The organism is Kocuria sp. JC486 (assembly GCF_011602805.1).
GTDB lineage: Bacteria > Actinomycetota > Actinomycetes > Actinomycetales > Micrococcaceae > Kocuria > Kocuria soli.
In genome coordinates this window covers 26844-51789 of sequence record NZ_JAAOZS010000007.1, presented here as the reverse complement: position 1 = coordinate 51789, position 24946 = coordinate 26844, and the positions used below count along the sequence as shown (strand labels likewise).

Annotated in this window: 23 protein-coding genes, 1 tRNA gene and 1 riboswitch; of the genes, 13 read left to right on the top strand and 11 right to left on the bottom strand. The window is 67.2% G+C overall.

What is annotated here, in order from left to right:
- Positions 1-82 precede the first annotated feature (82 nt).
- Entirely contained in the window at positions 83-748 is a 666-nt protein-coding gene (locus tag GWK18_RS05490) for a hypothetical protein (RefSeq protein WP_166833723.1), read from the top strand.
- A gap of 114 nt (positions 749-862) precedes the next feature.
- Here the strand turns inward: GWK18_RS05490 and ugpC are convergent, their stop codons facing one another.
- The 8 genes from ugpC to GWK18_RS05450 form a co-directional block, all read right to left on the bottom strand.
- A complete protein-coding gene (ugpC, locus tag GWK18_RS05485; RefSeq protein WP_123823531.1) occupies positions 863-2116 on the bottom strand; it encodes a sn-glycerol-3-phosphate ABC transporter ATP-binding protein UgpC in 1254 nt (417 codons plus the stop codon).
- A gap of 58 nt (positions 2117-2174) precedes the next feature.
- Positions 2175-3011 (bottom strand): carbohydrate ABC transporter permease, encoded by an 837-nt coding sequence (locus GWK18_RS05480; protein WP_123823530.1) that lies wholly within the window; start codon positions 3009-3011, stop codon positions 2175-2177.
- 1 nt (position 3012) lies between these two features.
- Positions 3013-3963, bottom strand: a complete 951-nt coding sequence (locus GWK18_RS05475) for a sugar ABC transporter permease (RefSeq protein ID WP_166833721.1) — start codon at positions 3961-3963, stop codon at positions 3013-3015.
- Entirely contained in the window at positions 3960-5192 is a 1233-nt protein-coding gene (locus GWK18_RS05470) for an extracellular solute-binding protein (RefSeq protein WP_166833787.1), read from the bottom strand. Before GWK18_RS05470 ends, GWK18_RS05475 begins: the two co-directional genes overlap by 4 nt.
- Positions 5193-5478: 286 nt before the next feature.
- A complete protein-coding gene (locus tag GWK18_RS05465) occupies positions 5479-6492 on the bottom strand; it encodes an AEC family transporter (protein WP_166833719.1) in 1014 nt (337 codons plus the stop codon).
- A 3-nt stretch (positions 6493-6495) separates the two neighbouring features.
- Complete coding sequence (gene panD / locus GWK18_RS05460; RefSeq protein WP_123823527.1) at positions 6496-6915, bottom strand: aspartate 1-decarboxylase; 420 nt, start codon at positions 6913-6915, stop codon at positions 6496-6498.
- A gap of 151 nt (positions 6916-7066) precedes the next feature.
- Entirely contained in the window at positions 7067-7681 is a 615-nt protein-coding gene (locus GWK18_RS05455; RefSeq protein ID WP_245192913.1) for a class I SAM-dependent methyltransferase, read from the bottom strand.
- A 233-nt stretch (positions 7682-7914) separates the two neighbouring features.
- Positions 7915-7988, bottom strand: a tRNA-Gly gene (locus GWK18_RS05450).
- Positions 7989-8154: 166 nt separating this feature from the next.
- Here GWK18_RS05450 and dcd point away from each other — a divergent pair.
- Positions 8155-8730 carry a dCTP deaminase gene (gene dcd, locus GWK18_RS05445; RefSeq protein ID WP_166833717.1) on the top strand — a complete coding sequence of 192 codons (576 nt, stop codon included), beginning with the start codon at positions 8155-8157 and terminating at the stop codon, positions 8728-8730.
- A 31-nt stretch (positions 8731-8761) separates the two neighbouring features.
- Here the strand turns inward: dcd and GWK18_RS05440 are convergent, their stop codons facing one another.
- On the bottom strand, positions 8762-10105 hold the full coding sequence (locus tag GWK18_RS05440) for an MFS transporter (RefSeq protein WP_166833715.1): 1344 nt from the start codon (positions 10103-10105) through the stop codon (positions 8762-8764).
- 210 nt (positions 10106-10315) lie between these two features.
- Between GWK18_RS05440 and GWK18_RS05435 the strand changes: the two genes are divergently transcribed.
- The 9 genes from GWK18_RS05435 (at position 10316) to GWK18_RS13400 (ending at position 20726) form a co-directional block, all read left to right on the top strand.
- Positions 10316-13453 (top strand): Na+/H+ antiporter subunit A, encoded by a 3138-nt coding sequence (locus GWK18_RS05435; protein ID WP_166833713.1) that lies wholly within the window; start codon positions 10316-10318, stop codon positions 13451-13453.
- Positions 13450-13959 carry a Na(+)/H(+) antiporter subunit C gene (locus GWK18_RS05430; RefSeq protein WP_123823523.1) on the top strand — a complete coding sequence of 170 codons (510 nt, stop codon included), beginning with the start codon at positions 13450-13452 and terminating at the stop codon, positions 13957-13959. Before GWK18_RS05435 ends, GWK18_RS05430 begins: the two co-directional genes overlap by 4 nt.
- Complete coding sequence (locus tag GWK18_RS05425) at positions 13956-15623, top strand: Na+/H+ antiporter subunit D (protein ID WP_166833711.1); 1668 nt, start codon at positions 13956-13958, stop codon at positions 15621-15623. The genes GWK18_RS05430 and GWK18_RS05425 overlap by 4 nt, the downstream gene beginning before the upstream one ends.
- Positions 15620-16267: a Na+/H+ antiporter subunit E gene (locus tag GWK18_RS05420; RefSeq protein ID WP_123823521.1), complete on the top strand. Its 648-nt coding sequence runs from the start codon at positions 15620-15622 to the stop codon at positions 16265-16267. Before GWK18_RS05425 ends, GWK18_RS05420 begins: the two co-directional genes overlap by 4 nt.
- Positions 16264-16620 (top strand): monovalent cation/H+ antiporter complex subunit F, encoded by a 357-nt coding sequence (locus tag GWK18_RS13405; RefSeq protein ID WP_123823520.1) that lies wholly within the window; start codon positions 16264-16266, stop codon positions 16618-16620. Before GWK18_RS05420 ends, GWK18_RS13405 begins: the two co-directional genes overlap by 4 nt.
- On the top strand, positions 16617-17018 hold the full coding sequence (gene mnhG, locus GWK18_RS05410) for a monovalent cation/H(+) antiporter subunit G (RefSeq protein WP_123823519.1): 402 nt from the start codon (positions 16617-16619) through the stop codon (positions 17016-17018). Before GWK18_RS13405 ends, mnhG begins: the two co-directional genes overlap by 4 nt.
- Positions 17019-17113: 95 nt before the next feature.
- A complete protein-coding gene (locus tag GWK18_RS05405; RefSeq protein WP_123823518.1) occupies positions 17114-17365 on the top strand; it encodes a DUF4235 domain-containing protein in 252 nt (83 codons plus the stop codon).
- Positions 17366-17465: 100 nt separating this feature from the next.
- A riboswitch (TPP riboswitch) is annotated at positions 17466-17568 on the top strand.
- Between the two features lie 81 nt (positions 17569-17649).
- Positions 17650-18285 (top strand): ECF transporter S component, encoded by a 636-nt coding sequence (locus GWK18_RS05400; protein ID WP_166833708.1) that lies wholly within the window; start codon positions 17650-17652, stop codon positions 18283-18285.
- Positions 18286-18416: 131 nt separating this feature from the next.
- The gene (locus GWK18_RS13400) at positions 18417-20726 is read left to right on the top strand and encodes an ATP-binding cassette domain-containing protein (protein WP_348535842.1); all 2310 of its coding nucleotides are present in this window, start codon (positions 18417-18419) and stop codon (positions 20724-20726) included.
- Positions 20727-20816: 90 nt separating this feature from the next.
- On the opposite strand, the gene GWK18_RS05390 is transcribed toward GWK18_RS13400, so the two are convergent.
- Together GWK18_RS05390 and GWK18_RS05385 are read right to left on the bottom strand one after the other, a co-directional pair.
- Positions 20817-21410 carry a hypothetical protein gene (locus GWK18_RS05390; protein WP_123823691.1) on the bottom strand — a complete coding sequence of 198 codons (594 nt, stop codon included), beginning with the start codon at positions 21408-21410 and terminating at the stop codon, positions 20817-20819.
- A gap of 2 nt (positions 21411-21412) precedes the next feature.
- Positions 21413-21976 (bottom strand): low molecular weight protein-tyrosine-phosphatase, encoded by a 564-nt coding sequence (locus GWK18_RS05385; protein WP_123823515.1) that lies wholly within the window; start codon positions 21974-21976, stop codon positions 21413-21415.
- A 309-nt stretch (positions 21977-22285) separates the two neighbouring features.
- On the opposite strand from GWK18_RS05385, the gene dnaK reads away from it, so the two are divergent.
- Both dnaK and GWK18_RS05375 read left to right on the top strand, forming a co-directional pair.
- Entirely contained in the window at positions 22286-24142 is a 1857-nt protein-coding gene (dnaK, locus tag GWK18_RS05380; RefSeq protein ID WP_123823514.1) for a molecular chaperone DnaK, read from the top strand.
- Positions 24143-24207: 65 nt separating this feature from the next.
- Positions 24208-24792, top strand: a complete 585-nt coding sequence (locus GWK18_RS05375) for a nucleotide exchange factor GrpE (protein WP_123823513.1) — start codon at positions 24208-24210, stop codon at positions 24790-24792.
- Positions 24793-24946 lie beyond the last annotated feature (154 nt).

The window sequence follows — 24946 nt, the reverse complement described above, 5'->3', positions numbered from 1 at the left end:
GGAACGTCCCGGGGCACTTGAGATCAGACCACGCTCACCGATGGTGCACGTTGCGCCTCGAATGAGCTCCGAGGAGCCGCAGGTGGCCGACAACATCCGCCACGTCCCCGAACGATTCGGTCCGGTTCAGCAGGTGTGGCACCCGCGGATCACGTCCATGGGCAGGCGCTTGGTCGCCTGTCTTCCGGCGGCCGCCCTGGGGCTGATCTGCCTGGGCGTCCTGTGGTTCCGGCGACCGGCTCCGGTGGTCTCGATCATCATCGTGGTGGTCATCCTGGTCTGCCTGGCCCTGTGCTGGGTGTGGCTGCGGCCCAACACCGTGGTCGCCACGGCCTCCCACCTGCTGGGGTCCCGTGCCGTGGGTTTCCACACGGTGCGCCGGGACCGAATTGCCCGCGCCGTCCTGGTCGAAGCGCTCGAAGTGGGGTCCCGTGGCCCGACCGATCCGGGCGGGAAGTCCCGCAGGAGGGGCCTCACCCGTCCCTATCTCTGGCTGGTCGACGACGCCGGACGCCGCCTCTTCCGCCTGGACGGCACCGTGTGGGACCTCAAGTCGCTGACCGCGATCGTCGAGTACGCGGGTGTCCCGGTCGACAGGTTCCCGCGGGCCACGGCCGGTGAAGTGGCCCACGCCTGGCCCAAGGTGGTCGGGCTGTTCATGCGCCATCCGTGGATCAAGTCCGTGCTCTCCGGCGCCCTGCTGATTGCCGCTGTGGCCGCCGTGTACTGGATGGCCTGGCAGCCCTGATCCGCGATCGCCCGAGCCCACAGCTGGCCCACAGCCGTAGGTGACCCAACGACGACGGCGCCCCTTCCCGGATGATCCGGAAGGGGCGCCGTCGTATCGGGCAGGTCAGGCGACTCAGACGTCCTGGGTCTTCAGACGCTCGATCTCTGCCTTCCGCTCTTCGTTGGCCTCGCGGGTCAGTTCCGCACCGGCCTCCTCGTCACGGGTCAGGTTGATGCCGGACTCGGGATCGAAGACATGCATCTTGCGGGTGTTGACCCACAGGGTGGCCTGGCTGCCACCGCGGATGCGGGAGGACGCGTCGAGTTCCACGACCACCTGGGCGGGCATCTCGTCCGCGTCCAGGTCCTTGGCCAACTCGTCCAGCTTGGCCTTGACGTCCTGGTCCTGCTCGTAGCGGACGTAGCCGTACTGCTGGTTGCCCAGCCACTCGGTGTGGGTCAGCTCGGCGTCGAAGGTGGCACCGCGGGAGGCCCACGGGCTGTCCTGCACATCCTTGGCGTCCGCGAAGTGCTCGGGACGGACACCCAGGATCAGCAGGTCACCGGACTTGTCCAGCTTGCCCTGAGCGTGCTCGGGGACGGGGATGTCACCGATGGGCGTGTGGAACACGTCGCCATCACGGCGCGCCGGCAGGAAGTTCATGGACGGGGCTCCGATGAAGCCCGCCACGAACAGGTTGGCCGGCTGCTCGTAGAGCTCACGCGGGGAGGCGATCTGCTGCAGGCGACCCTTCTTGAGCACCGCAACGCGGTCGCCCAGGGTCATGGCCTCGGTCTGGTCGTGGGTCACGTAGATCGAGGTGATGCCCAAGCGGCGCTGCAGTTGCGCGATCTCGGTACGCATCTGTCCACGCAGCTTGGCGTCCAGGTTGGACAGCGGCTCGTCGAACAGGAACGCGTCCGCGTCACGCACGATCGCACGGCCCATGGCCACACGCTGACGCTGACCACCGGAGAGGTTGCCCGGCTTGCGCTCCAGGTGATCGTTGAGGTCCAGAAGGTCGGAGGCCACGCGGACCTTCTGATCGATCTCCTGGTCGGAGAACTTGCCCTTGGCCAGGCGCAGCGGGAACGCGATGTTCTCGTACACCGTCAGGAACGGGTAGAGCGCGTAGTTCTGGAACACCATCGACAGGTTGCGCTGACGCGGTTCCTTCTCGTTGACGCGCTGTCCGTCGATCAGGAGGTCACCCGAGGTGATGTCCTCGAGGCCCACGACCATGCGCAGCAGGGTGGACTTGCCACAGCCGGAGGGGCCGACCAGGATCAGGAACTCGCCGTCGGCGACGTCGATCGAGACGTCGTTGACGGCGGGGAATCCGTCGTCGTACTTCTTGACGATGTTGTTCATCGTGATGGATGCCATTTTGTGTTGCCTCTCAAAGACTCAAAGTGAGGTGTCGGAAGGGGTGAGCGGGGGGGCCTCAGCCCTTGACCGCACCCTGGGTCAGGCCGGCGACGATCTGACGCTGGAAGGCCAGCACCAGGATGACCACCGGGATGGTCACCACGATCGCGGCGGCGGAGATGGCACCGGCGGGGTCCTCGAACTGCGAGGCGCCGGTGAAGAAGGCCAGGGCCGCCGGGACCGGGCGCGCAGCACCCGTGGAGGTCAGGCCGATGCCGAACACGAAGTCGTTCCACGCGATGAAGAACGCGATGATCGCGGTGGTGAACACGCCCGGTGCCGCCAGCGGCACGATGACCTTCCGGAAGGCCTGGAACGAGGTTGCACCGTCCACCTGGGCGGCGCGCTCCAGATCCCACGGAATCTGCTGGAAGAACGCCGCGAGGGTCCAGATGGAGATCGGCAGGGTCAACGACAGATACGGCAGGATCAGGCCCAGCCAGGTGTCGTACAGGCCGATCTGACGCCACACGTTGAACAGCGGGGTCACGATCGAGACCACGGGGAACATCGAGACCGCCAGGGCGGTGATCAGGATGATCCGCTTGCCCGGGAAGTCCAGGCGCGCAATCGCGTAGGCACACAGGGTGGCCAGGACGACGGCGACCGCGGTGGCGATCAACGTGATGCCGATCGAGTTGCGCAAGGCCGGGAGGAACAGGTCACGGGCACCGCCCGTGAAGATCATCTCGTAGTTCTCCAGGGTGAAGGTCTTGGGGACCAGAGTCCCGCCTCCGGCGAACTCGCTCGCGGGCTTGAACGAGTTCATCAGGATCGAGAGAACCGGGAAGAGGCTCCAGATCAGGACGACGACAAGGGCGATCGCCCAACCGATTTTCTGCTTGGTAGACATGTCAGCCCTTTCCTCCCGCGAGGTCGACCTTGAACACCTTCATCGCCACGAAGGCGATCAGCAGCACGCAGATGAACAGGATCACGGACACGGCAGAACCGAGGCCGATCTCCAGGCGCGTGATGGAGGTGCGGTAGGCCAGCAGCGAGAGCGTCTCGGTGCCGTACTGACCGTTGGTCATGATGAAGATGTTGTCGAAGATTCGGAAGGCGTCCAAGGCGCGGAAGACGACCGCGACCATGATGGCGGCCTTCATGGAGGGCAGCGTGACCTTGTACATGCGCTGCCACCAACCGGCACCGTCCACCTTGGCGGCCTCGTTCAACTCACCCGGGACCTGGGCCAGACCGGCCAGCAGCAGCAGGGAGATGAACGGGGTGGTCTTCCAGATCTCGGAAGCCATGATGACGATCAACGAGGACCATCCCTGGCCGAACCAGTTGAAGTCGGGGCCGATGATCGGCAGCCAACCGAACCAGTTGTTCACGTAGCCCGTGTTGATGTCGAAGGCGTAGAACCACGCGAAGGCCGAGACCACGGTGATGATGCCGTAGGGCACCAGGATCGCGGTGCGGACGATGCCGCGGAAGGACTTGATCACGTTGTTCATGACCAGCGCCAGGGCGAAGCCCAGGACCAGTTCCACGGCCACGGTGATGACGGTGATCAGAACCGTCACACCCAGGTCACGCAGGAACACCGGGTCTGTCAGTACGGTCCAGTAGTTCTGCAGGAACACGAAACTGCGATCATCCGGTGCGGTCAGACGGTAGGAGAACAGCGAATCCCACAGCGCCTGGACGATCGGGTACATGGTCACCAGCAGCATGACCAGGAAGGCCGGTCCGGCCAGCATCCATCCCAGGCGCCGTTCGGCACGGGTGCGATCGGAGAGGGGTGCCTTGCCCTGGGCGTCACGACGCGTGGAGGGGCTTTGAGTTGTGGTGCTCACAGCAGGGACTCTCCGTTCAGCACGGACATGATGAACTCTTCGGACTCGGCCGGGGTGTTCTCATTGACCTCGTTGATGGGCGTCCAGGTCTCCTGGATGCCCGAGGAGACCTCGTTGTAGTACGGGGTCTGGGGGCGTGGGGCAGCCATGTCCAGGGAATCCCTGATGGTCTGGTACATGGGGAACGCTTCCCGAACGGCGGGATCGTCATAGGCGGCCGACGACGCGGCGGGGTTGCCGTTGGAGACCATGTACTGCGCCTGGTTCTCGGGCGTGGTGATGCACTCGATGGCGTCCCAAGCTTCTTCCTGGTGCTGGGAATCTGCGCCCACACCCAGGTTGATGCCGCCCAGGGGCGGTGCGGACTCCGTGCCCTTGTCCACCTCGGGCCAGGTGGTCCACCCGATGTCGTCCAGGACGGACTGATCGACGGAGCCCTCCTCCACCGCTGCAGCGGTGGCCGAGTAGATGAACGGCCAGTTGACCATGAACGAACCCTTGTCGCCCTGGAACTGGGCCATGGCCGCGTTCTCGTCCTGGGAGGAGATGCCCGGGCCACCGAGCCCGCGCTCACCGATGCCCCCGACGATCTCGGCCGCCTTCTTGCCCTCCTCGGAGTCGAGGTTGATCGACAGGCCGTCGACGCTGGCGGCGTCGCCTTCGACGATCGAGCCCCCGGCCGATTCGATCAGGCCGTTGACCCACACGGTCATGGACTCGCCCTGGATGCCCTGCACGCCCAGGTACTTGTCCTGGGACTCGGCGGCGTCCATGATCACGTCCCACGTCACCGGCTTGGACATGTCCAGGCCGGCGGCTTCCGCCACGGACTTCCGGTAGAAGAGCAGCTGCGTGTTGGCCCAGAACGGAACGGTCACGTACTCACCGTTCCACTGTGCACCGGCTGCTGCGCCCTCAAGGGTGTCGCTCGTGGTCCGGTCGATCAGATCCGACGGGGGCGTGGCCAGGAATCCCGGCTCCGCCAGTTCGGGAATGAAGGGCGGGTCCAGGCTCATGATGTCCATGGTGGTGTCGCCGGCGGCCAGACGGCGGGCAAGCTGTTCACGCTGGCTCGCGGCATCGCGCGGTAGAAGTGAAGTGCTGATGTTGTAGGCGCCGTTCGACGCGTCAGAGCATTGCTTGGCAAGCTCTGCCTGTCCGCCGGCGTCCGGGTTGATGTACCAGGTCAGTTGGACCGGTCCGCCGTCGTCGGATGCGCATCCTGCCATGACGAATGCACCGACCGCGGCCACCGCAACCGCACGCAGGGCACGCCTGTGGGGTTTTGCTGTCACGAGTTCCTCCGTTGTTTTCAAGCGCAGAGGAATTCGCCGCGACGGCGGCCGCACCCTCTGACAAAACGCCAGATTACTCTGGACTGTGAATCTCAACACAATCGAGAACTTCGTGTTTCCGAGGTGGCGTTCAGGTCACTTCAAGGTTTGCTTCAGGTGGGCGCTACCTGCTAGTAACGCGGCGCCGTTCCGGGCCTCGGAGGAGTGGGGCGGGTCGGGGTCAGGCCAGGACCAGCGCGACCAGGGCCATCGTCGCCATGGCCACCACGGAGGTCACCAGGACCACGTCGCGGGACACCGCTTCCGCGGTGCGGTAACGAATCGCAGCAACGTAGATGTTCTGCGCCGTGGGCAGGGCCGCCATGAGTACGACCCCGTACAACGTGGTGCCCTCCAGCCCCATGGCCAGCCCGATCAGCCAGGCCAGTGCCGGCATCACCACGAGTTTGAGGACGCTGAGGACCGCGACCTGAACCTTGTGCGCCCGTGAGCCCTCCAGTGGACGGTGCTGCGTCAGGGACATGCCGAAGGCGGCGAGCATGCACGGGATCGCCGCCCCGGCGATCAGTTCGACCGGTTGTTCCGCGATCCTGGGCAGGTGCCAGTCCATGGCCGCGAACAGGACTCCCAGGAGGGAACCCATGACCATGGGGTTGGTGAACACCGATCGCAGGATCGACACGATATTGGGGCGTCGGCCCAGAACGGCGACGTCCATGATCGTCAGGTACACCGGGGTGTTGATGGCCAGCTGGAACAGGATGACGGGTACGACGTAGGACGGGTCGCCCAGCACGAACGTGGTCAACGGGATGCCCAGGTTCGCCGAGTTGACCTGCGATGCGGTCTGGCCGGACATCACGATCTGACCGAGTCCGGGGCGGTGCTCCTCGTCCCGGATCCGGACGCCATCGCGCACCGTGGGCCGCGAAGTCGCGGGGGTGTCCGGGTGGTTGGCGCGACGACGCACGCGCCGGTAGGTGCCGTACAGACCCCACCACAGTGCGGCCGTGCCCCACGCGGAAAGCATGGCCACGGCCAGCGGGGCCGAGAGGATGACCGCGATGTCCGCCTCGGAGACGGTCAGGAACAGAAGGCAGGGGGAGGCGACCCAGAACGCGAACTGGCTGAGGGTCCGTTGGCCGCCCTCGCCGAGGACCCCGGCGCGCCCGACCAGGGCGCCGACCAGGATGATCGTCCAGATGACCGCGAAACCGGCCAGAACCCCCGCCACGGATCAGTGATTGACGATGGCGCCCGCGGGGGTGCGGACGTCGTCGAGGACTGCTTCCGCGGGGTCCTCCCCGAGGTGCACCATCCGGTTCTTCGCGTCGACATGGACGACGTGGGGCACGAAAGCCCGGGCCTCTGCGTCCTCCATCTGGGCGTAGGCGATCAGGATGACCACGTCCCCCGGGTGGACCAGGTGTGCTGCGGCGCCGTTGATGCCGATGACGCCGGACCCGCGTTCACCCGGGATGGTGTAGGTCTCCAGTCGGGCGCCGTTGGTGACGTCCACGATCTGGACCTGCTGGCCGGGAAGGATGTCGGCGGCCTCGAGCAGGTCCAGGTCGATGGTCACGGAGCCGACGTAGTCGAGGTCCGCGTGGGTGACCGTGGCGCGGTGGATCTTGCCGGTGAACATGGTGCGCAACATGGCGCCTCCCGAGAACGACTGGGCCGGTGCGCGGGTGGCGCGCGGCGGCCGGTTGGTGGAGTGCTCTGACGAGCGGGGTGATGGACGGTGGCTGGACCTGGTTGGACCGATTTGGACCTGGTTGGACCGAAGCGGGTCGAGAGGGGGCGGGTCAGGCCCCGGTGCCGAGGACGGCGACGAGGAAGTCGCTGTCCCTGCGGTAGGGGCGAAGGTCCCACGTGGAGAACCGTTGGATCGAGGTGAAGCCGGCTTCCGCGGCGTCGTCGAAGAACTGTTCAGGATCGTAGCCGCGGCCGCTCCCGAACCCGATCACCGCACGCCCGTCGGGGGCAAGGTGGTCGCGGAACCCGTCGAGGACCGCGCCGTAGGTGCCGGGTGCCAGGAAAGTCATGACGTTGCCCGCGCACACGATCGCGTCGAATCCGTGCGTGCCCGCGGGCTTCAGAACGGAGTCCAGCAGGTCCAGGTGCGCCAGGTCGCCGTGGGCCCAGGTCACCTCCGGGTGGTCGCGGCGGGCCGCGTCCACGAGCACGGGATCGACGTCGACGCCGACCACCGAGTGACCGCGGCGGGCGAGTTCGCCACCGATCCGGCCCGGACCGCAGCCGGCGTCGAGCACGCGGCTGCCGCGTTCGAGCATGGCGTCGACGAGCCGTGCTTCACCGTTGAGGTCAGCGCCTTCATGGCGCATGGTCTCGAAGCGCTGGATGTAGCGGTCGGAGTGGCGCGGGTCTCGGGCCACGACCGCCTCCCACAGGGTGGTCAGCCGATCTGCCGGGGCACCGCTGGGCGCCAGGTTGCCCGGTACGTCGGGCAGGCCGAGTTCGGGGCTCACGCGGGTCTCCTTCCGATCCACCTCAACTGATATCGGCACTTGACACAGGCACTCGATCCACAGCACTTGCGCCGCGCATCACCGCGGGTGCCGTCCCGAAATGTCGGTCACTCCGCATGAAAAACGCCCGTCGACCTGGGAGGCCACGGGCGCTTTCCATGGTGTGGAGCGGCTGACGGGAATCGAACCCGCGTATCAGGCTTGGGAAGCGTGCGCTCTACCATTGAGCTACAGCCGCAAGGTGTCAGAGGTGCGTTCGCAACGGTCCGAGGACCGAGTTTACGAGAAGAACCTCTTACGTGCCTGAATGCACTGCCCGACTTTAGTGAGCCCGTGACAACCACGTCAACTCGATCAGCCCAGGGCTCAACCGCCCGGCCGCTCGGTGCGCTAGCGTGGGCCGCGTGCTGCTCTCTGATCGTGACATTCGCGCGGAACTCGAGGCCGGACGGGTCCAGTTGGACCCCTACGTTCCGGAGATGATCCAGCCTTCGAGCATCGACGTGCGCCTGGACCGCTGGTTCCGGCTGTTCGACAACCACAAGTACGCGGTGATCGACCCCGCGGAGGACCAGCCCGATCTGACCCGCCTGGTCGAGGTGGATCCCGAGGAGCCGTTCGTCCTGCATCCGGGGGAGTTCGTCCTGGGAGCCACCTACGAGAAGGTGACTCTGCCGGACGACGTCGCCGCCCGCCTCGAAGGGAAGTCCTCCCTGGGGCGTCTCGGTCTGTTGACCCATTCGACCGCCGGATTCATCGACCCGGGGTTCAGCGGCCACGTGACCCTGGAGTTGTCGAACATGGCCACCCTGCCCATCAAGCTGTGGCCCGGGTCCAAGGTGGGGCAGCTGTGCTTCTTCCGGTTGTCCTCACCCGCCGACTTCCCGTACGGGACGGGAGACCACAAGAACCGATACCAGGGGCAGCGCGGCCCCACGGCCTCGCGCTCTCACCTCAACTTCCACCGCACCAAGATCTGACCGGCGCCGCCGACCACCGTGGGTACGGCATTCAGTCGATCACGGTACGACGGCGAGGGTCCGGTAGGGGCAGCAGCATCGCCAGCCCCAGTGCCACAACGAGCATGATGCCGAGGATGCCCCACCGCTGTTGCCCCGTGAAATGGATGGCCAGCCCGAACAACGCGGGAGCCAGGAAACTCGCCGCGCGGCCCGTGGTCGCGTACAGGCCGTAGAGCGCGCCTTCGGTGCCGGGGGTGGTCAGCCGCGAGAGATACGCCCGAGCCGAAGCCTGGGCGGGACCGACGGCAAGACTCAGAGCGATCGCACACACCCAGAACGCCAGGTGCGAGGTCAGAAACAACAACGGGGTGGCGAAGGCGATCACCCAGACCAGTGCCGTGACGATCACGGACTTGGGTCCGAACCGGTCATCCAGCTGACCACCGAGCAGGGCTCCCAGGCCGGCCGCGAGGTTCGCCACGATCGCGAACGTCATGACCTGCGCCAGGGAGAATCCGAACGTCCCCGCGGCGATCACACCGCCGAAGGTGAAGATGCCAGAGAGCCCGTCGCGGAAGACCGCCGAGGCCATCAGGAAGAACAGGGCCGTGCGGTCCTTGCGCCAGAGGTCGGCCACCATGGCGGCGATCTCCCGGTAGGCCTCGACCAGCCCGGCCCGCGGGACTCGAGTCCTCGCGGGCCCTTCGCCCGGGCCCTGAGCCGTGCCGCGCTCGCGGCGCCAGAGGGCTACCACCAGTGGTACCGCAAGTGCGGCGCACCAGAGCGCACAGAACAGTGCGACCGCGCGAACGTTGAGTGCTTCGTGCGTCGGGAGACCCAGGAAGCCCGGGCTGATGAAGCCGAACAGGACGAACGCCGTCGCCAGGATCGAGCCGATGTACCCGAAACCCCAGCCGCGGCCGCTGATCCTGCCCACCTTGTCCGCCGGAGCCAGCGTCGGGAGCACCGCGTAGTAGTCGACGTTGGCCAGTTCCTTGGCCGCCGTGGCCACGCTGAGCAGGGCCACACCGAGCAGCAGGAACCGTTCGTGGGGTGCGACCACGAAGCAGGCCGCGGTGGCCAGCACACACAGGCCTCCGAACAGGGCGATCCCGGGGGCCCTGCGGCCGGAGCGGTCGGAGAGCCTGCCGAGCGCAGGTGCCAGCAGGGCCACCAGGACGGCTGCCGTGGCCGTCCCGACGGACAGCACCTTCGAGTTGTGCTCGGTTGTGCCGAAAGCGGAACTGGTCAGATAGGTCGTGAAGACGAACGTGATCATCAGAGCGTCGATCACGGACACCGCGACGTCGTAGAGGTACCAGGACAGCACGGTGGATCGGGGCGCCGACGGCGATGTGGCCAGGGGGGTCGGCTGCACTGGGGCGGTGCTCATGGGCCAAGGCTACGGTGCGCGGGATCACAGCGATCGCGTAACCCGGCGAAAAGCTGAAAGTGTCCGATTGATAGGATCGGTGGCGGCTCGCTCGGCGTCCGGGCCCCACACCCCTGTGCGGACCACGAGACTGTCGCTCCCGAGCGGAGTGGACGCTCCACGTCTCCCGGAGCCGGGTGTAACCGCCCCAGCGTAGGCCTCGGAGGTGCCATGCTCACAGTGCTCGTCGCCCACGCCGTGGCTGCACTGGTGGCGCCCGTGATCTTCCGGCGCCTGGGTCGTAACGCGTTCTATGTCTTGGCGGCCGTTCCCGCGGCGTCGTTCGTCTGGTTGCTGACCCGGTGGCCGTCCGTGTCCGTGGGTGAGGGCCCCACTCATGTCATGGACTGGGTGCCTGCCCTGGACCTCGAACTCGCCTTCCGAATGGATGCGCTGGCCTGGGCCACCTCGCTGCTGGTCCTGGGCGTCGGGTCGCTGGTCCTGGCGTACTGTGCGCGGTACTTCTCGGCGGACTCACCGGACAAGGGATCCTTCGGCTCCCAGCTGGTCGTGTTCGCCGGGGTGATGTTCGGCCTGGTCACCGCCGATGACCTGATGTTGATGTTCATCTTCTGGGAGATCACCTCCGTCCTGTCGTTCCTGCTGATCGGCTACGCCCGGACGCGCATGTCAGCGCGCCGCGCGGCCATGCAAGCACTTGTGATCACCACGGCCGGGGGGTTGACCATGCTCGTGGGTGTGGTGATGCTCGGCCAGCTCGGGGGCACGTACCGGATCTCCGAACTGATCGCGCAGGCCCCGCAGATCATCTCCGCCCACGAGTCACTCGTCTCCACGGCGGTGGCCCTGCTCCTGGTCGGCGCGGTGACCAAGTCCGCGCTCATTCCGTTCCACTTCTGGCTGCCCGCGGCCATGGCGGCACCCACCCCGGTGTCGGCGTATCTGCACGCCGCGGCCATGGTCAAGGCCGGCGTCTTCATCGTGGCGCGGTTCGCGCCCGCCTATTCGCAGACCGCCGCCTGGCAGCCCATGCTGCTGGTCATGGGCCTGGGGACCATGCTGTTCGGCGGGTGGGTGGCGCTACGGCAGTACGACCTCAAGCTGATCCTGGCCTACGGCACCGTGAGCCAACTCGGGTTCCTGATCCTGGTGCTGGGGCAGGGCACGGCCGACGCCGCCCTGGGCGGGCTGGCGCTCATGCTCGCCCACGGTTGCTTCAAGGCAACGCTGTTCCTGGTGGTGGGCGTCATCGACCACCAGACCGGTAGCCGTGACATCCGCAAGCTCTCGGGTCTCCATCAGCCCATGCGGGGACTGCTCGTGATCGCGCTGATCGCCGCCGCGTCCATGGCCGGATTCCCCCTGCTCGGAGGGTTCGTGGCCAAGGAGGCGGTGCTGGAAGGTCTGCTGCACGCCGTCGAACACGACGGCGCCGCCGTCGCCTGGATCCGACTGGTGGGCGTGCTGCTGGGCTCCGTGCTCACAGTGGCCTACAGCGCACGCTTCGTGTGGGGCGCTTTTGCCACCAAGCGAAGCGAGTTCGCCGACCTGCCCGTGGGCTCCGACGGCCGACCCGTGCGCACGCCGTCGCACGGACTGTCCTGGGCGTTCCAGGCACCCGCCGCGGTGCTGACGCTGGTCACGGTGGCCTACGGGCTGTACCCGAAACCCGTGGGGGCCGTCCTCGCTCCATGGGTCGAAACCTTCGCCGGCGAACCGAGCACGTATCTGTCCTGGTGGCACGGTCTGACCCCGGCCCTCGGTCTGTCCGCGACCGTGCTGGGACTCGGGCTGCTCATGTTCGTGCTGCGGATCCAGGTGTCCAGGATCCAGAAGGCCATTCCGCAACTGCCCGCCGGGGAACGCGTGTACCGCGGCGTCATCGACCAGCTCGACCGATTCGCGGTCAAGGTCACCGGCAGCACCCAGCGCGGATCGCTGAGCTTCTACCTCTCGGTCATCCTGGTCACGGCCATCGTGGTTCCCGTGGTCGCGTTGTTCGTGGAGGAGACCCCGCCGTTGGGAGCCATGCGACTCGCGGATTCCTGGGGACAGGTCATCGCCGGCGCCGTCATGGTGGTTGCGGCGATCGCCGTGATCAAGGTCCAGAAGCGGTTCCTCGCGGTCCTGCTGGTGTCCGTGACCGGGTACGGCATGGTCATGATCTTCGCCCTGCACGGCGCACCGGACCTGGCCCTGACCCAGGTCCTGGTCGAGACCATCGCCCTGGTGGCCTTCGTCTTGGCCCTCAGGTCCCTGCCAGCCCCGGTGTGGGACACCAAATCAGATCGGACGCGTTTCCCGCGGGCCGTGGTCGCGGTGACCTTCGGCGCGTTCATCACCGTGCTGACCGCGATGTCCATGGCCTCCCGCACGGCCGCGCCCGTCTCCCTGGACATGCCGGAACTCGCCTACGAGATCGGCCACGGCGCGAACGTCGTCAACGTGACCCTGGTGGACATCCGCGCCTGGGACACCTTCGGTGAACTCACCGTGGTGGTCGTGGCGGCCACGGGTGTGGCCTCACTGCTGTTCGTACAAGGCCGCGGGGACCGCATGGTCCGTAGGGCCGCGGTGCCGGACACCGCCCAGCTGCAGCAGATCCAGCAGCGTGCCTCCCAGGCGATCCAGTCGGAAGGCTCGCGGACGGCAAGGGTGTTCCGATCGGAGACGAGCAGTCCCTACATCATCGCGGGACGCACCATGGCCCCGGAATCCCGCTCGATCGTGCTGGAGGTGATCACCCGGCTCCTGTTCCACACGATCATGGTGGTCTCCCTGTACCTGCTGGTGGCGGGGCACAACCTCCCGGGCGGTGGATTCGCGGCCGGTCTCACGGCGGGGCTCGCCCTGACCCTCCGGTACCTGGCCGGCGGGCGTTACGAACTGGAGCGGGCCACCCCGTTCAATGCCGGCACCATGCTGGGGCTCGGTCTGGCCGTGTGCGGCCTCTACGCCGTGGTCCCCGTGTTCTTCGGCGGGTCCGTCATGCAGAGCTACAAGCTCGAGACGACGCTGCCGTTGATCGGTGACGCCTACCTGGTGACCTCCGTGATCTTCGACGTCGGTGTCTATCTGGTGGTCATCGGGCTGGTTCTGGACATCCTGCGTGCACTGGGCGGGCACGTTGACCGTCAGCACGAGGACGAGATCGCCCGGCGCCGTCGTCAGGACCAGGGACGCGGCGGGGCGCGGATCAAGGTGACCCGCGGCCCCACGGCGGATTCCGGCAGCACCGGCTCTGTCACCGTGACCAGGGAAGAACCAGGAGAGGGCCCCGCAGAGATCGCAGAACCCACCACCGGCGCCCTGATCCTCGACCCACTGGAAGGAGGAGACCCCCGATGAGCGTCAATCTGACCCTCCTGATCGTGATGGGCGTCCTCTACTCCGTGGGCGTCTACCTGGTGCTCGAACGCTCCCTGACCCGCGTGGTCTTGGGACTCATGCTGCTCACCAACGCCACGAATCTGCTGATCCTGCACGCCGCCGGGATCCCCGGCCTGGCGCCGCTGTACACCGAGGGCACGGATCCCCGCAGCTACACGGATCCCCTTCCGCAGGCCCTCGTGTTGACCGCCATCGTGATAGGCCTTGCCGTGACCGCGTTCATGCTGGGCCTGATCTACCGGTCCTGGGCCCTGTCCCGCCGTGACGTGATCACCGACGACGCCGAGGACCGTCGCGTGGCCACGCAGTCCGCCTTCGTGGACGAGGAGGACGCGGACCTGCCGCAGGACACCTCCGAATTCGACGACGAGCAACTCGAGGCGCACGAGCGCGAGAACGAACAACGCCATCTGCGTGACCAGCAGTACCGCGACCAGGAGCAGAAACAGGAGGACCGCCGATGAGCATCGACGTCGCTCAGCTCGCCCCCCTGGCGATCATCGTGCCCTTCGTGGGCGCGGCCCTGTCCCTGGTGCTCTTCCACCGCAACCGGTTGCAGCGCCTCGTCGCCATCGGGTCACTGGTGGTCTCGCTCGCCGTCGAAATGCTCGTGCTGGCGACCTCCTGGGACGCGCCCCCCACGTCGGTGAACCTCGGTGGCTGGGAGGCGCCGTTCGGGATCGTGCTGATCGTGGACCAGCTCTCGGCCGTGATGCTGGTGGTCTCCACGATCGTGTCCCTGGCGGTTCTGATCTACGCCACCGGACAGGGTGTGGCTGACGGCGATTCCGAGGGCCCCATTTCGATCTTCCACCCCACGTACCTGATCCTGGTGGCCGGTGTCTCCAACGCGTTCCTGGCGGGGGACCTGTTCAACCTCTACGTGGGGTTCGAGATCTTCCTGGTGGCCTCCTACGTGCTCATGACCATGGGCGGCACAACCCAGCGCATCCGCGCGGGCGTGACCTACGTGGTCGTGTCCATCATTTCCTCCGTGCTGTTCCTGATCGCAATCGCCATGGTCTACGCGGCCACCGGAACGGTGAACATGGCGGATCTCTGCCTGAAACTCGCAGATCTGCCCGTGGGGACGCAGATGCAGCTGCACCTGATGCTGTTGGTGGCCTTCGGGATCAAGGCCGCGGTGTTCCCGCTGTCGTTCTGGCTGCCCGACTCCTACCCGACCGCCTCCGCGCCCGTGACGGCCGTGTTCGCCGGACTGCTGACCAAGGTGGGCGTGTACTCGATCATCCGGACCGAGACGCTGCTGTTTCCCGGCGAGCAGATCAACGGATTGTTGATGTGGGTGTCCCTGCTGACCATGGTCGTGGGGATCCTGGGCGCGCTGGCCCAGATCGACGTCAAGCGTCTGTTGTCGTTCACGCTGGTGAGCCACATCGGGTACATGGTCTTCGGGATCGCGGTGGGCACGGCGGCGGGATTCGCCGCGGTGGTCTACTACGTGGGCCACCACATCATCATCCAGACCAGCCTCTTCCTGGTCGCGGGGCTGATCGAACGCCGGGGCGGGTCCACGAACTCCGATCGTCTGGGAGGCATGGCGCGGCTGGCCCCGGTGCTGGCGGTGCTCTACATGATCCCAGCCCTCAACCTGGGGGGCATCCCGCCGTTCTCCGGGTTCCTGGGCAAGATCGGGTTGTTCCAGGCCGGTGTGGACAACGCGACGTGGCAGACCTACGTGGTGATCTCCGGGGCGGTGCTCACCTCGCTGCTCACGCTGATCGCACTCATGCGCGTGTGGAACCGCGTGTTCCTGCGCACCACGGACGACGCCGATTTCCCCGACCCCGTGCTCCTGGCCCCCAGCCGCGAAGGCCATTGGGGTGCCGGGGCCGTGCAGACCCTCACCCGGGACGAGGGCGGCAGGCAGACCGTGAGCCTGCTCCCGCGCCTCATGGTGTGGCCGACCGCCGTGCTGGTCGTGATCGGTGTGGCCTTGACCGTCTTCGCCGGCCCGTTGTTCGCCGTGGCGGACAACGCGGCCGAGAACCTGGTGAATCCGGGCGCCTACGTCGAAGCCGTACTGGGCCCGGAGGGGGCGCCGTCGGGACCGGTGGAGCAAGCGGCCGGTGACGGGGACTCAGACGGCCGGGAGGTGGCACCGTGAACAGCAACCGAGCCGAATCCGGAGCAGAGTCCCGCGGTGGTCCGCGCCGCACCCACCGGTTCGTCGTCGAGATCCCCCTGATCCTGTGGCTCGTGGTGGTCTGGGCCGTTCTGTGGGGGGAGCTGACGGTCAAGAACCTGGTGGTCGGTGTGATCTTCGCCCTGCTGGTCACCCGCGTCCTGGCACTGCCTCCGGTCGCCCTGTCCCATCGCTTCAACGTTCTCCAGGCCGTGGTCATGGCTGTCACGTTCCTGTACCAGGTGGTCAAGGCCAGCTTCCAGGTTCTGTGGGTCGCGATCCGCAAGGGCCCCAACGTCCGGAGCGCACTGGTCGCGGTCAAACTCCGCACGGTCAACGACCTCATGATCGCTGCCGTCGGCAACACCACGGGGGTGATCCCGGGTTCCGTGTTGATCGAGGTCGACCGATCCACGGCAACGCTCTACTTCCATGCCCTGGACGTCGACGACGACGCCGACGTGGAAGCCTTCCGCAACGGTGTGCTGCGGACCGAGGCGGCGTGGATCAGGGTGATCGGCACCCGGGAGGAGCTGGACCTGCTCAAGGCGGAGGATCAACGACTGGGGCGACGTCGGCCCCTGGCCGTCCTGAGCTCACCCCGGCGTTCGGAGGTGGAAGCGTGAACCCCTATGTTCTGGTGACCGCGGTGCTCCTGCTCTCCGGCGGCGCCGTCGGTGTCCTGTACCGGCTGGTCAAGGGGCCGTCCCTGCTGGACCGTGTCTTGGCCAGTGACGTGCTGCTGGCCATCGTGGCCGCGGCCGTGTGCGTGGACATGGTGTGGAAGGGCACCACGGACTACATGATTCTCACGGTGATGATCTCCCTGGTGGGTTTCCTGGCCTCCGTGACCTTCGCACGATTCGTGCAGTCCCGTCCCTCTCGACACCCGGACGCGGGTCGTGGCGGTTCGGCCTGGGAGGACGCGGAGGCGCCGCGGCAGAGCACGCAGGACACGTCCGCGACGGAGGGCCGATGATGCAGACCGTTCTGGACGTCGTCGGATCCGTATTACTGCTGGTGGGGTGCCTCATGGCGTTCGCCGCCGGGGTGGGGTTGGTCCGACTGCCGGATGTCCTCACGCGTATGCACGCGGCCACCAAGCCCCAGGTGCTCGGGTTGTTGTGCGTCCTGCTGGCCGTGATCGTCATGAACCGGGCGTGGGCCCTGCTGCCGCTGGCCCTGCTGGGGTGGGTGTTCATGCTCCTGACGGCACCCGTCAGCGCTCACATGGTGGGACGGGCCAGCTACCGGAGCAAGCACGTCAAGGAGGAAGGCGTGGTCAAGGACGAACTGGCGATTGCTCTGCGCGAAAACACGCCGGTCGAATCACAACTTGAGCAGTGGGCTGATGGCTCGGAGGACCAGTCGCGCTAGTGTTTGTCATGAACCGCGTTGGTGCACCCGGTCCTGCTAGGACTGGGCGTGCCACCCGTCCACCACGGACCTGCGCGTCCGGGTAAGGAGAGAACATGAACGACAAGGTTGTGGGCCTGGCCGGAACCGCGGCGTCCCTCGCGGGCGTCACGGCGGCGAACAAGGGACTGGGTGCCGTGTGGGCAAAGCTCACCGGTAACCCGCCGCCCGCCAAGAACCCGGATCCTGAGGAGCGGTGGGCTGACATCCTGCTGTGGGCCGTGATCACCGGCGTGGTCACCACGGTGGTGCGTGTGGCAGTGACCCGTCAGGTCACCAAGATGCAAAGCAACCAGGGCGAGTCCTGACACCCGGCCCCTTGCCGACGGTCGTCGAGGGCCGGTTGCCAACCCGTGAGAACGGGCGGCAACCGGCCTTCGCGCATTGGTAGAGTGGGCACGCACTGAAAACGAACGACAGGGGAGCGCGCGAGCGCTGAGAGTGCGGGAGACCGCAGACCCTCGAACCTGATCCGGTTAGTACCGGCGAAGGGAGTCGAGTATCTCGAGGTGTTGCACCGGCTGCGTCCGGTGCCCACCTCCCCCTCCTGAGACCGGGACGGACTGACGGTCCGTCCCCGCAGGAGGAAGCCATGACCTCAACAACATCTCACAGCCCGGGAACCGGCTCGAACGGTTCTCCACGCCGGGCGACCCGCACCGGTGCCGCGTTGCGCTGGCGGGTGGTGGACCTGGTGGTGCTGGCCGTCCTGGCCGCAGCCGGTGGCGTGATCTTCTGGGCCTGGTCCAATCTGATCTACCCCGTGATCACCGGTGCGTCCGTGGCGTATCCGCCCGCCGCCGGTCTGATGCTCGGTGGATGGCTCGTGGCCGGGACCCTGGGCGGGCTCATCATCCGCAAACCGGGTGCCGCCCTGCTGTGCGAACTCCTCGCGGCGATCTTCGAAGGTGTCATGGGAACTCACTTCGGGCTGACCGTGGTGATTTCCGGGATCGTGCAAGGTTTGGGTGCCGAGCTGGTCTTCGCCGCGGTGCGGTACCGCCGGGCCGGCCTCGGCGTGGCTGCGGCCGCGGGTGCCTTGTCCGGCCTGTTCGGCAGCATCTCCGAGTGCGTGCTCTACTACTACGAATGGCCGGTTGCCCACCAAGGGGTGTACGTGGCCCTGGCGACCCTCTCGGGTGCCGTCATCGCGGGTGTGGCGATGTGGCTGCTGGTCCGGGCGCTGCGCGGTACCGGCGTCCTTTCCGCCCTGGCTTCCGGGCGTTGACGGGAACAGCGGTGTCGGGCTCCGCTGAACAGACACCGGCTCAGGGCACAGGGGGCGCACTCGTCGAAGCCCGGGGATTCGGCTGGCAGCATCCGGGGCGAGCTCTCCCTTCGCCCCGTGGACTGGACCTGGTGATCCGACCGGGCGAGAAAGTCCTGCTCGTGGGCCCCAGCGGGGTCGGCAAGTCGACCTTGCTCCACGCACTGGCCGGTGTCCTCGAACGCCGCGAGACCGACGAGCTGGAGGTTCAGCAAGGGGCAAGCGATGCGCCCGGTGGCCCCGAGGGGCCGCTCGGAGAATTGCTCGTCGACGGCGCCCCGGCCGCCGACCGGGCCACCGTGACCGGGCTGCTCCAACAGGACCCCGAATCGGGGATCGTGCTCGCGCGGGTCGGCGACGACGTCGCCTTCGGTCCGGAGAACCTGGCCGTCCCGACCGAGCAGATCTGGCCGAGGGTCACCGAGACCCTGGACGCCGTCGGCCTGGCCGTTGAGCTCGACCGGGACACCGAGGCGCTGTCCGGTGGACAACAGCAGCGACTCGCCCTGGCGGGTGTCACCGCCATGCGGCCGAGGCTGCTCCTGTTGGACGAGCCCACCGCCAACCTCGACCCCGAAGGTGTTCGCACTGTGCGCGACGCCGTCGAAGCGGTCGCGGTGCAGACCGGTGCGACGTTGATCGTGGTCGAGCACCGCACCGAGGTCTGGACGGACCTGGTCGAGCGGGTCGTCGTGCTCGGCGCGGGCGGTGTGGAGCACGACGGCACCCCGGGGCAGGTCTTCGGGGACCCCGGGCGGCGCCGGGTGCTGCTCGAGCGCGGCGTGTGGGTTCCCGATGCGCCCGCACCTGAACCGGTCGTGAGTCCGGCGACGGACGGTGAACCGTTGCTGCGCGCCGTCGGTCTCGAGGTGTCCCGGGACCAGCCCGGCTCACGGGCGCTCGCCGGACGACGACGGCTGGCCCGCCGTGGCAGGCCCGTTCCAGAGCACCTGAACGCGGGAACGCCGGCGGCGCGGCCCGTGGACCTCACGGTCCGCCGGGGGAGCGCAACTGCGGTGACCGGGAACAACGGGGTGGGGAAATCGACCCTGGCCCTGACCCTCGCGGGGCTTCTGGTCCCGGCAGGCGGAACGGTCGAGGCCCAACCCGCACTGGCCGGTGACACCGTGGCGGATCCATCGGCGTGGGCCGGCCGCGAACTGGTCACTCGCGTGGGCACCGTGTTCCAGGAACCCGAGCACCAGTTCCTCACCCAATCCGTCCGGGCCGAGCTGGCCGAGGGGCCCCGCCGAGCCGGGTGGTCTCAGGACCGGATCGACTCCACGGTCGAGGAACTGCTCCAACGCCTGGAACTCACGGACCTGGCCGAGGCCAATCCGTTCACCCTCTCCGGAGGGCAGAAGCGGCGGTTGTCGGTGGGAACCGTCATGGCCGCTGCTCCCGACATCCTGGTTCTGGATGAACCGACCTTCGGGCAGGATTCACGGACGTGGTGGTCGGTGGTCGACCTGCTGGCCGATCAGGTGCGAGCGGGGCGAGCCGTCGTCGTCGTCACCCACGACCGGGACCTGATCCGCGCCCTGGGTGCCCGGGAAATCGAGCTGCACGCCGCGCCGTCCGTCGAGCAGCCGGACGCTCCCGCTCCGCTGACCACCAGGGGCGGTGGAGGCTGGCTCGAACGCCGTGACGCACTCACCAAGCTCGCGTGCGCCGTCGCACTGACTGTCCCGCTGATCCTTTCGGCGGACCCCATCACCTCGGGGCTGATCCTGCTGGGCGAACTCGCGGCACTGTCGCTGGCGGGTCAACGTCCCCTGCGGCTGTTGCTCGCCGCCTGGCCGCTGGTCCTGGCCGCGCTGCTGTCCGGGTGGGGAACCGCGCTCCTAGCCGAGGACTCGGGCCCGCCGCTGGTGTCCGTAGGGCCTATGACGCTGACTCAGGGGTCGGTCGCGGCCGGGGCCGCGATCTCACTGCGCGGGCTCGCCCTGGCGCTGCCCGGGCTGATGCTGCTCCTCACCACGGATCCCACCGACCTGGCGGACGGACTCGCCCGCACCCTGCGCCTGCCCGCGCGGTTCGTGATCGCCGCCCTGGTGGGGCTGCGGCTCATGTCGGTGATGATCAAGCAATGGCAGGTTCTGGTGACGGCACGTCGCGCGCGGGGTGCGGGGGCGTCACGGAACCCAGGGACGGTTCTCGCGGAATGGGGTGGCCGCGCCTTCGGGCTCCTTGTCCAGGCTCTGCGACGCGCGACGCGACTGGCGGTGACCATGGAGGCCAGGGGTTTCGGCTCCGTGGTGGAGGCACGGGACCGCACCTGGGCCCGGCCCATTCGCCGTGGTGCCGCAGATGCCCTGCTGCTCGTGATCACCCTGGCGCTCGCCGTGGGTGCCCCGATCGCCTCCCACTTGGCAGGGGTGCAGCGCTTCATCTGGCAGTGATGCGTCGGCGGCGGGACGCCGCCGCACCTTTGCGGACAGTGCGCAGCGACGGTGCCGGAGTCAGGCAGTCCGGACTCAGGCGGTGGGGACTCAGGCGGTGGGGCCGGGCTGAATGATGTCAGCGCCTTCCCACACGGGATCGGATTCCAGGTACAGCGCCTCTTGCGCGGCCCAACGATCCCAGTACTGCTCGTAGGACGCGCCGTCGCGGCTCAGCGCCCGTGCCCGGCGTTGGCTCTCCGGAAGTTCGACCCAGACGGAAACGTCCAGGACTTCGCGCGCCACGGCGTTGCACGCCCCCACGCCTTCCAGGATCACGATCTCGGCGCACCGGGTTAGCCGCGGACCGCCGGAGGAATTGGCCAGCCAGTCCCAGGCCGCCCAGTACGCGTCCTGTTCCTCGCGCAGGGCGGCCATGATGGATTCGTTGTACGTCTCGATGCCTTGGGCCAGACCGTCCCAGCCGGGGTAGATGTCCTCGAGATGGAAGGTCACCACGTCGCGGGTGACGGACAGGACGGAGGAGAGCTGCTCGGCCAGGCTCGTCTTTCCCGCGCCGGACCGACCGTCGATGCCGATCAGATGCGGGCGACGGGTGGGGTTCTCGAGCTGGTGCATCAGCGCGAGTCCCGACGGATTGCGTTCCGCGATCGCCGGGTCCATGAGCAGTTCGACGTCCTGCACGCTCAACCACCGGCCGTCGTCGTGCGGGAGAGGTTCCGGTCGTGTTCCTCGATCGGGACACGGTCGAGCTGTTCGCGCACATGTTCCACGATCCCGGGCACGGCCGCCGCGATGAGATCCCAGGTCTCCTGGAACCCCGCTTCGTCTCCGTACCAGGGGTCGGCGATGCCCAGGGCCGCGTCGTCGCGAGTCGGAGCCTTCGGGTCTGCCGTGGTGGCATCGAAGGAGCGGAACAGGTGGACCTCTGGCCCCGTCCCGGCGCGGTCGACCCAACGAGTCAAGGCGCGGAGATGTGGTGTGTCCATGGCCAGGACCAGGTCGTGATCCTGCAGCCAGTCGTCATCGATTGTCTGGGCTCGGTGCCCGCTGGGGTCAAGACCCAGGCGCTCCAGGAGACGAGCGGCGCGGGGGTCCACGCCATTGCCCAGTTCTTCCTCGGAGATGCCTGCGGAGTCGACGACGACGCGCTCGCCCAGACCTGCTTGATCGAAGGCCTGACGGAGGGCGAGTTCTGCCATGGGAGACCGGCAGATGTTACCGGTGCACACGGTGGCGATGCGGTACATGCGCCTCAGTTTAGGTGCTTCCGTGGCCACGACCTTCCTTTCATGTCTTGCCATGGATCTTGAGCGCGGAACCCGAGCGCGGGTCTCGTGAGTCAACCTGACGGCAACAACGAATGCGGCTCTCCATATTCGACTAGGACACCGTGACGTACGTCATGTACAAAGTTGATATGAACTCACTCAACTTTGTTGACAGCAGACCAGGAAGTTCTATCCTTGAGTCAGGACAACTCAAGATTTGAGACCTCCGGGTCGCCGTGCGGCCCGGTTGCAGACAAGACAGCCCGTGAGGGCAGAGGAGGAATGGGAATGTCCCGTGCAGTAGGCATCGACCTCGGAACCACCAACTCGGTCGTTTCGACCCTCGAAGGTGGCGACCCCGTCGTCATCGCCAACGCCGAAGGTGCCCGCACCACCCCGTCCGTCGTCGCCTTTTCCAAGGACGGCGAGACGCTGGTGGGTGCCACGGCCAAGCGTCAGGCGGTGACCAACGTCGATCGCACCATCTCGTCCGTCAAGCGCCACATGGGCACCGACTGGACCCAGGAGATCGACGGCAAGAAGTACACCGCGCAGGAGATCTCGGCCCGCACACTCATGAAGCTCAAGGCCGACGCCGAGTCCTACCTGGGTGACAAGGTCACGGACGCGGTGATCACCGTCCCGGCGTACTTCAACGACGCCGAGCGCCAGGCCACCAAGGAGGCCGGTGAGATCGCGGGCCTCAACGTCCTGCGCATCGTCAACGAGCCCACCGCGGCAGCCCTGGCCTACGGTCTGGAGAAGGGCAAGGAGGACGAGCTCATCCTGGTCTTCGACCTCGGTGGTGGCACGTTCGACGTCTCCCTGCTGGAAGTCGGCAAGGACGAGGACGACTTCTCCACCATCCAGGTGCGCGCCACGGCCGGTGACAACCGGCTTGGAGGCGACGACTGGGACCAGCGGATCGTCGACTGGCTGCTCGAGCAGGTCAAGTCCAAGACCGGTGCGGACCTGTCCAAGGACAAGATCGCCCTGCAGCGACTCAAGGAGACCGCCGAGCAGGCCAAGAAGGAACTCTCCTCGGCCTCCTCGACCAACATCTCCCTGCAGTACCTCTCAGTGACCCCCGAGGGCCCCGTCCACCTGGACGAGACCCTGTCCCGCGCCAAGTTCGAGGACCTGACCAGCGACCTGCTGGCCCGGACCAAGAAGCCGTTCGAGGACGTCATCAAGGAAGCCGGCATCAAGCTCTCCGACATCGACCACGTCGTGCTCGTGGGTGGCTCCACCCGTATGCCCGCCGTCGTCGAGGAGGTCAAGAAGCTCTCCGGTGGCAAGGAGCCCAACAAGGGTGTGAACCCGGACGAGGTCGTGGCCGTGGGCGCCGCCATCCAGGCCGGCGTGCTCAAGGGCGACCGCAAGGACGTCCTGCTGATCGACGTGACCCCGCTGTCCCTGGGCATCGAGACCAAGGGTGGCGTGATGAACAAGCTGATCGAGCGCAACACCGCGATTCCGACCAAGCGTTCGCAGGTCTACACCACGGCTGAGGACAACCAGCCGTCCGTGTCGATCCAGGTCTTCCAGGGCGAGCGCGAGTTCACCCGGGACAACAAGAACCTGGGCACCTTCGAGCTGACCGGCATCGCTCCGGCCCCGCGCGGCGTGCCGCAGATCGAGGTCACCTTCGACATCGACGCCAACGGCATCGTGCACGTGTCCGCCAAGGACAAGGGCACCGGCACCGAGCAGTCGATGACCATCACCGGCGGCACCTCGCTGTCGCAGGAGGATATCGACCGCATGGTCAAGGACGCCGAGGCCAACGCCGAGGCCGACAAGGCCCGCCGTGAGGCTGCCGACATGCGCAACAACGCCGAGCAGCTGGCCTACTCGACCGAGAAGCTCATCAAGGACAACGATGAGAAGCTCTCCGAGGACGTCAAGACCGAGGTCCAGGGCGACGTCGACGCCGTCAAGACCGCTCTCGAAGGCGATGACGACGACGCCGTGAAGTCGGCGGTCGAGAAGCTGCAGGGCTCCATGGGCAAGATCGGCGAAGCCGTCTACGCCCAGCAGGACGCCGGCGCCGAGGGCACCGATGGTGACGCTGCGGGTGCGGCACAGGACGACGAGGACATCGTCGACGCCGAGGTCGTGGACGAGGACGAGAACAAGAAGTGATCGACCTCTGACGGTGGTGGCCGGGCAACCGGCCACCACCGTCCCCGACCAAGAAAGGTAGGAACATGAGCACTTCACCCGAAGAGCCCCAGAACGGTGAGCCCCAGGACCAGGCTGCCGATCAGGAGTCCCCGCTCACGGCGGAGGAGATCCTGAACGCCGAGCAGACCGAGGACGCCCGGGCGGCCGACCACGACCCTGCGGTTGCGGATCCGGAATCGACCGGGGATTCGGAACTGGCCCAGCTGGCCGAGGACCGCCTCGATGACCTTCGCCGCTTGCAGGCGGAGTTCCTGAACTACAAGAACCGCACGGACCGTGAGCGCACCCAGTTGCGCGACCACGTGGTGGGCGAGGTTCTGGGTTCGTTGCTCCCGGTCTTCGACGACATCGACGCGGCCCGCGCCGCCGGGGACCTGGCCGACGGTCCGTTCGCCGCGATCGCCACCAAGCTCGAGAGCCTGTTGGACAAGCAGGGCCTGGAGCGCATCGGCGAGATCGGTGAGGCCTTCGACCCCAACGTGCACGAAGCCGTGCTCCAGCAGCCGGCCGAGGGTGTGGAAGCAGACCACATCTCCATGGTGCTGCGATCGGGCTTCCGCGTCGGCACGCGCGTGGTTCGCGCCGCACAGGTCGCCGTCGCGCCCTGATCAGAACGCCGACCGGTCCCGTGGCGGGACCGGCCTGCATCGTAAGGACGACGGCCGGCGGGCGGGAGGACCCGCACGCCCGCCGTCGTCGTAGGACGTCGACAACCTGCCCCTGAAAGGAGGCGCCATGGGCCGGCAAGACTGGGTCGACAAG

Bases quoted from the DNA above. Each gene is read 5' to 3' on its own strand.
- ugpC (WP_123823531.1), bottom strand. From the start codon at position 2,116: ATGGCATCCATCACGATGAACAACATCGTCAAGAAGTACGACGACGGA.
- GWK18_RS05480 (WP_123823530.1), bottom strand. From the start codon at position 3,011: ATGTCTACCAAGCAGAAAATCGGTTGGGCGATCGCCCTTGTCGTCGTC.
- GWK18_RS05470 (WP_166833787.1), bottom strand. From the start codon at position 5,192: ATGGCAGGATGCGCATCCGACGACGGCGGACCGGTCCAACTGACCTGG.
- panD (WP_123823527.1), bottom strand. From the start codon at position 6,915: ATGTTGCGCACCATGTTCACCGGCAAGATCCACCGCGCCACGGTCACC.
- GWK18_RS05440 (WP_166833715.1), bottom strand. From the start codon at position 10,105: ATGAGCACCGCCCCAGTGCAGCCGACCCCCCTGGCCACATCGCCGTCG.
- GWK18_RS05435 (WP_166833713.1), top strand. From the start codon at position 10,316: ATGCTCACAGTGCTCGTCGCCCACGCCGTGGCTGCACTGGTGGCGCCC.
- GWK18_RS05430 (WP_123823523.1), top strand. From the start codon at position 13,450: ATGAGCGTCAATCTGACCCTCCTGATCGTGATGGGCGTCCTCTACTCC.
- GWK18_RS05425 (WP_166833711.1), top strand. From the start codon at position 13,956: ATGAGCATCGACGTCGCTCAGCTCGCCCCCCTGGCGATCATCGTGCCC.
- mnhG (WP_123823519.1), top strand. From the start codon at position 16,617: ATGATGCAGACCGTTCTGGACGTCGTCGGATCCGTATTACTGCTGGTG.
- GWK18_RS05405 (WP_123823518.1), top strand. From the start codon at position 17,114: ATGAACGACAAGGTTGTGGGCCTGGCCGGAACCGCGGCGTCCCTCGCG.
- GWK18_RS05400 (WP_166833708.1), top strand. From the start codon at position 17,650: ATGACCTCAACAACATCTCACAGCCCGGGAACCGGCTCGAACGGTTCT.
- GWK18_RS05385 (WP_123823515.1), bottom strand. From the start codon at position 21,976: ATGTACCGCATCGCCACCGTGTGCACCGGTAACATCTGCCGGTCTCCC.
- dnaK (WP_123823514.1), top strand. From the start codon at position 22,286: ATGTCCCGTGCAGTAGGCATCGACCTCGGAACCACCAACTCGGTCGTT.
- GWK18_RS05375 (WP_123823513.1), top strand. From the start codon at position 24,208: ATGAGCACTTCACCCGAAGAGCCCCAGAACGGTGAGCCCCAGGACCAG.